Source organism: Robertmurraya kyonggiensis, assembly GCF_005116465.1.
GTDB classification, from domain to species: domain Bacteria; phylum Bacillota; class Bacilli; order Bacillales; family Cytobacillaceae; genus Robertmurraya; species Robertmurraya kyonggiensis.
Genome location: NZ_SWBM01000022.1, coordinates 1 through 2,528, shown reverse-complemented (window position 1 = coordinate 2,528; position 2,528 = coordinate 1). Strand labels below are relative to the sequence as shown.

The following is a 2,528-nucleotide window of genomic DNA, read 5'->3' as shown; positions in this document are numbered from 1 at the left end:
GAAGTAGGGTAAGAACCCAGTGCCTTGCTTAGTTTCCTAAGTAGGTTTCCAAGAACTCCCCCCCAAACCGTACGTACTCCTCTCAGAGTATACGGCTTTCCATTTATCAATCTAACTTCCCATTATGCAAATCGTGGTGGCATTTTACACACATTGCAATTGTTTTACGTTTTCTTGCAAGCATGAACTGTTCCCATCGCTTTTTACCTTCTAGGTTTTTGAGTTTATTTACATGGTGCATTTCTAATGGCGTGTTCTCCACTCCACACCATTCGCATTTTTCTGCCAAAAGGCGTTCAATGAGACTTGTTCTACCACCATAAATGATTGTATTTTCAATTATATCCACAGATTGTTTATTGATTTCCAAGTTTTTTTCCATTCGTTGTTCCGTAAAATAGGCAATTCTTGGACCATCCTTCGTTTTATAACGTATACCAAATTTCCCGTTTATCGAAAATTTTCTAATGATTTTACTAACGGTGCTTTTATATTTACTGGCATACGTTTTAATCATGCTGTATTTCATTGTTTGGCGGAAAGATTGAAGGACATGTGCATTGCTTGCCAAACGGTAGTAGTTATATAATCCTTCAATTTCTGCATTGTATGTTCGAAGGATTTCTAAATCATCCAGATGTACCAAGTACGGACGATGAACAGGTTTCCAACCATTAGTATTGCCAATTTTTAGGGCACCTAAATCGATGAGTTTTTTGATATATTTCTCGTGTGGTACGAATAGCTTTGTTTGGTAGTTGAACTTTCGTTTTTTCGTACCATTTGGCATCTTCATTCTATGCCAATCCCTCGCTACTCGTATATCATACCCTAGGAATCTAGCGTTTTTCTCACTATGAGTGATCAACGTCTTTTCAGCACTCAATTCTAATTTGAGTTTATCTGCAAGGTAGTCTGTTAAATCTTTCTTGATTTCTTCGGCTTCTTTTTTACTACCAATCACACCGATGATAAAATCATCTGCATATCTTACATATTTCATTCGACGATAGTTTGGGTCAAAAAGGTCTTTGCTGTCATGACTTTGTAATTCCTTATACAAAGCTTTTAATTCGAAAAGCCTTACAGCTTTTTCCTCTTTGGTAAGTCGTTCCCAATCACGTTTATTTTTACTTTTACGATAGTTAATCTTTGATGCTAGGTTGAGGTAGACAATGTTATGTGTTCGTTTTTCACCTCTGTTATAGTCCAATGCAAACTTTTCTATATATTTATCTAATTCATGCAGATAAATATTCGATAATAACGGACTAATGATACCACCTTGAGGAGTTCCGCTATAGGTTTTATGAAAAACCCACTCTTCTACATAGCCTGCTCTAAGGAATTTCCAAATTAAATTAATTAATTTCTCATCCCTAATGCGTTTTCGTAAAAGTTCAATTAATATGTGATGGTCAATATTATCAAAGAAGCCTTTTATATCACCTTCGATAAACCATCTCGTACCTGTAAAAGTATTGCGAATTTCTTTTAAAGCTGTGTGACAGCTACGATTTGGTCTGAAACCGTGTGAATGATTTGAGAATTGTGGTTCATAGATGCTCTCTAAAATTCGCCGAACAACTTCTTGCACTAACTTATCCTCAAAAGTTGGAATTCCCAATGGTCGTGATTTACCATTTTTCTTTGGGATATATATTCTTCGTGATGGTTTAGGCTGATATGACTGCTCTTTTAGCTTTTCAATTAGACGCTCGATTCTTTCTAAGCTCATTCCATCGATTGTGTCTTTATCAATACCCTTTGTATTACTACCTTTATTCGGGTAGAGTTTGGCATAGGCTTCTAAATAAAACTCGGTATTATACAAATTCCGATATAATCTTTCAAATACATACGTTCCATCTTGTGCTTTGGAAGTTAGACTGCTTAATACTACTTTTGGATTTCTCATAGAGCCTCACGCTCCTTCCCAATTTGGTATTAAACTAGATAAACTGCTCTCCTTCGCCATGTAATAGGCTTTCCCTATCTCAGACTACTACGAGAGCTCCGTTGCCTTATCAGATATTCAGCATCATCTTTCTTGCCTTTCAGCTTGAAATTTGTCACCTTATTAGGCATTATGCATAGCTGTATTAACAGCGTTCTGACTTAGGCAATCCCCATTTAGACATTTAGAAACATAGCATTTCATAGTTTCGGATGTGATTTTCACTCGTTTCTTCTATATAGAAGATGGATGAAGTAGTATCACTTCATATTTCTCGAAGTTTTTAAGAAACATGCATACTTCGCACAGCGTAAGTCGCTACCTCCCGCTGAAGGTCCCCGTAGTCCTCCTTGAGCTATCATTCAAGCAATTCAGCTTTCATCCTTATCTATGAATTTCATCTCGCCATTCAGTCGTGCCTTGGTAACTAGACAACTTATGGCTTTGCCAACATGCTACACTCCCCGCTCGGTTTCCCTTACGGATAAGTTGGCTGATGATAGGGTAAAGATTGTGATATCTCCCTACTGCTTTGCTAAAGCAGATTTCCTAAATGCCCTTATGGGCGCAC

General features: G+C 37.2%; 1 protein-coding gene. It reads right to left on the bottom strand.

The window, feature by feature from the left end; all coding sequences use genetic code 11:
* Positions 1–106: 106 nt before the first annotated feature.
* Positions 107–1,918 carry a group II intron reverse transcriptase/maturase gene (ltrA, locus tag FA727_RS23605; RefSeq protein WP_126411077.1) on the bottom strand — a complete coding sequence of 604 codons (1,812 nt, stop codon included), beginning with the start codon at positions 1,916–1,918 and terminating at the stop codon, positions 107–109.
* Between the last annotated feature and the right edge of the window lie 610 nt (positions 1,919–2,528).